Here is a 3,161-nt window from a genome sequence, read left to right on the forward strand (position 1 = left end):
CGAGCTGGCGCGTCATGTCGGCGCGATCGCCGGAGAGCAGCATCCAGAGATCCTGCACTGCGGGACCGCTACGGCAGTCGTCGAAGTCGACGAAGTGCGGACCCTCGTCCGTCCACAGCACGTTGCCGGCGTGGCAGTCGCCGTGCAGGCGCAGCTCGTGCACGGCGCCCGCGCGCTCGAACCCGCGCCGCACGCTGTCGAGCGCCTGTGCCACGACACTCGACCAGGCGGGCACGAGGTCCTCGGGAAGGAAGCGGTGGTGATCGAGATAGTCGCGCGACGCGTCGCCGAAGCTTGCGATGTCCAGCGCGGGGCGCTGCTCGAACCGCCGTGTTGCGCCGATCGCATGAATGCGCCCGATGAAGCGCCCCATCCATTCCAGCGTCTTGGCGTCACCGAACTCCGGTGCGCGCCCGCCGCGCCGCGGATACACGGCGAAGCGAAAGCCGGCGTGGCCGTGAAGCGTCGCTGCGTCCGCAAAGACCAGGGGGGCGACGACCGGCAGCTCATGCCCGGCGAGTTCGAGGGTGAACGCGTGCTCTTCCAGGATCTGCGCGTCAGACCAGCGGGCCGGACGATAGAACTTCGCCACCACCGGAGGCGCGTCCTCGATGCCCACCTGGTAGACGCGATTCTCGTAGCTGTTGAGCGCGAGCAGGCGTCCGTCCACGGCAAGTCCGACGCCTTCGAGGGCATCGAGAAGCGTGTCGGGCGTGAGTCCGGCGTAGGGGGCGGCGGTGTTCGCGGAATCCATGCCCGCATTCTACGGGCGCAGGGCTCGCGCGGGCGGGGTCAGGCGGTGTGCTGCACGGAACGCGTCGCGGTCAGCGTCCTCGTGCAATCGATGTGTCCCAGACGGACAACCGGCAACAGCATACCCTGCGGCGTCGATTCGCCACGGCGTACGTGCACTTGCAGGACGTAGCCCGCGCGTGGTGCGCGCACCACGAGTCGTTCCCGCCGCGCCAGCAGCGAGTGGATGCGCGCGGCGCTGGCGGCGAGATCGACCTCTGCGGCGGTGAGTGCCAGGTGCGCGACGTAAAGCGCTTCGTGCTTGGCCGAAACCGATTCCGCGCCGTCGGCCCATCTTGTTGCCGTTCGCGAGAGTTCGGCGCGCGCCGCGGAGTAGTCCGCCATCGCCTGGCGCAACGCAATGAGCTCGCGGCGCAGGGCGGCCGCGGTGCCGTCGTCGATCTCGAACAGCGGCTGGCCCGCCTCCACTCGCATCCCGGCTCTTGCGCGGAGCGACTTCACGATTCCCGCTTGCGGCGCGTCGACGCGGACGCTCGCCGGGCAGTCGCCGCTGGAGCGGCGCGGCTCTTCGCGGACCGCGACCAGCCCGAGTGCGACGACTGCGCTCACGCCAGCAAGGCACAGAGCGACATACCCCGCGAAAAGCGTGGACCGTCTGCGCCCGGTGGAACCGGAGCGCGATGCGGCCGGGCACAGGGTCGGGATCATTGCGGTGGCTGCCCCGGCGGCTTGCCGTAGATCCGCCCCGGCGGCGGTCCGTCGTCCAGGCACGGCGGCGGTGGCCGGGGCATGTTGCGATCCATGATTTCGCGCTGTTCCGCGGAGAGGCTCGCGTAGAAGCGGTCGGTGGCAATGCGCACGTTCTCCATCTCGCTCGGTGGCGGCGGTCCGCGGCGCTCGGTTCGCGCGGCCTCCATCGCCTTGCCGCTCTCGCGGATGCTCGTCAGCATGTCTTCCCAGGCCTTCTCCTGCCCCGGCTGCAGATCGAGCTGCGGCTTGAGTGCGACGAGACGCCGTTCGGCCATCGCTGCCGGGCTTTCGCCGGGCGGCTTGCGCATCGCGCCCGGTTCGCGGCAGCCGTCGTGCGGGCCGTGCGGAGGCGGCGACGCGCAGGCGACGATGAAAAGCGCAGTGATGAACACACCCGATGCGGTGCGCGGAGTCATGCAGGTTCTCCTTGTCATGGTTCGGACGCCCGTCATTTCAGCACGTCGCGCCGACACGACGATGTCGCAGCGTGCCGTGTCGGTGACATACGGTTGCAGTGGCCCGGGATGCAACACTTCGTTACAAAAAAGCGCGCGCTGCCGGGCGAGCCGAAGGTATAAAGACGCCGTGGAAAAAACCCCGCAAGTGCTCGTCGTCGACGACGACGCGGAGATCCGCGCCCTGCTCGCCGAGTACCTCGGGCGCAACGGCTATGGCGTGCACGGCGTGGCGGACGGCCGCGCCATGCGCGAGGCGCTCTCCGCACGGCACATTGACCTCGTCATACTCGACCTGATGCTGCCGGGCGAGGACGGGCTCACGCTCTGCCGCGACATCCGCGCGCGCTCGGATCTGCCGGTGATCATGCTGACGGCGCGCGGCGAGGAGACCGACCGCATCGTCGGTATCGAGATGGGCGCCGACGATTACCTGCCGAAGCCGTTCAATCCGCGCGAACTGCTGGCGCGCATGAAGAGCGTCCTGCGGCGCGCGCGCTATCTTGGTGACGTGTCGCCCGCGGCCGGTGCGCGCCGCCTGCGCTTCGCCGGCTGGACGCTCGACACCAGCACGCGCAACCTCATCGCCCCGGACGGCGTGGTCGTGTCCCTGAGCGGCGCGGAATACCGGCTGCTCGGCGTTCTGCTCGCCCGACCCGATCATGTCTTCAGCCGTGACGAGCTGATGGAGCTGACCCAGCGTCGCGGCATCGATCCGTACGATCGCAGCATCGATGTCCAGGTGAGCCGGCTGCGGCGGCGACTGCGCGACGACGGCAAGGATCCGGTGGTCATCAAGACTGTGCGCTCCGAAGGCTACGTGCTCGCGGCGGCAGTGGAGAGCGAAGCGTGAGCCGCCTGCTGCCGCGATCGCTGTACGGGCGCATGGTGCTGATCCTCCTCGGCGGATTCATCGCAGCGCAGGTCCTGGGCGCGGTGTTCCTGATCGGCGAGGGCCGGCGCGCGCTGCGGCCGGGGCCGGCGTCGCAGCTCGGACAGCATATCGCCGACGTGGCGACGATGATCGAGGCGACGCCGCCAGCGCAGCGTGCGCAGCTGCTCGACCGGGTCGGCGATCCCGGCTTTCGCGTGTCCGGGATCCCCGCCGCGCCGGCGGCAGCGGAGGCGCCGTCCGATCGCGGTCTGATCGCCGACATCGCCGGCGAGATCGCGCGGCGATCGCCGTCGCAGCGGTCGGTCGTG

At 69.9% G+C, this 3,161-nt stretch carries 5 protein-coding genes; 2 read left to right on the top strand and 3 right to left on the bottom strand.

Features of this window, described 5'->3' with window-relative positions:
* From JNK68_02890 to JNK68_02900, 3 genes are all read right to left on the bottom strand, one after another.
* The coding region (locus JNK68_02890; GenBank protein MBL8539299.1) for a serine/threonine protein kinase at positions 1-754 on the bottom strand (754 nt) is incomplete at its 3' end.
* Positions 755-792: 38 nt separating this feature from the next.
* Entirely contained in the window at positions 793-1,362 is a 570-nt protein-coding gene (locus tag JNK68_02895; GenBank protein MBL8539300.1) for a biotin/lipoyl-binding protein, read from the bottom strand.
* 95 nt (positions 1,363-1,457) lie between these two features.
* The gene (locus JNK68_02900; GenBank protein ID MBL8539301.1) at positions 1,458-1,919 is read right to left on the bottom strand and encodes a Spy/CpxP family protein refolding chaperone; all 462 of its coding nucleotides are present in this window, start codon (positions 1,917-1,919) and stop codon (positions 1,458-1,460) included.
* Between the two features lie 61 nt (positions 1,920-1,980).
* Here JNK68_02900 and JNK68_02905 point away from each other — a divergent pair, with 61 nt between their 5' ends.
* Entirely contained in the window at positions 1,981-2,811 is an 831-nt protein-coding gene (locus JNK68_02905; protein ID MBL8539302.1) for a response regulator, read from the top strand.
* A partial coding sequence (locus JNK68_02910) for a hypothetical protein (GenBank protein ID MBL8539303.1) occupies positions 2,808-3,161 on the top strand: 354 nt, incomplete at its 3' end. The genes JNK68_02905 and JNK68_02910, both read left to right, overlap by 4 nt.

This window comes from Betaproteobacteria bacterium, from assembly GCA_016791345.1.
Classification (GTDB): Bacteria; Pseudomonadota; Gammaproteobacteria; order Burkholderiales; family JAEUMW01; genus JAEUMW01.

Coding starts and splice junctions, on each gene's coding strand:
- JNK68_02900 (MBL8539301.1), bottom strand. CDS start 1,919: ATGACTCCGCGCACCGCATCGGGTGTGTTCATCACTGCGCTTTTCATC.
- JNK68_02905 (MBL8539302.1), top strand. CDS start 1,981: ATGTCGCAGCGTGCCGTGTCGGTGACATACGGTTGCAGTGGCCCGGGA.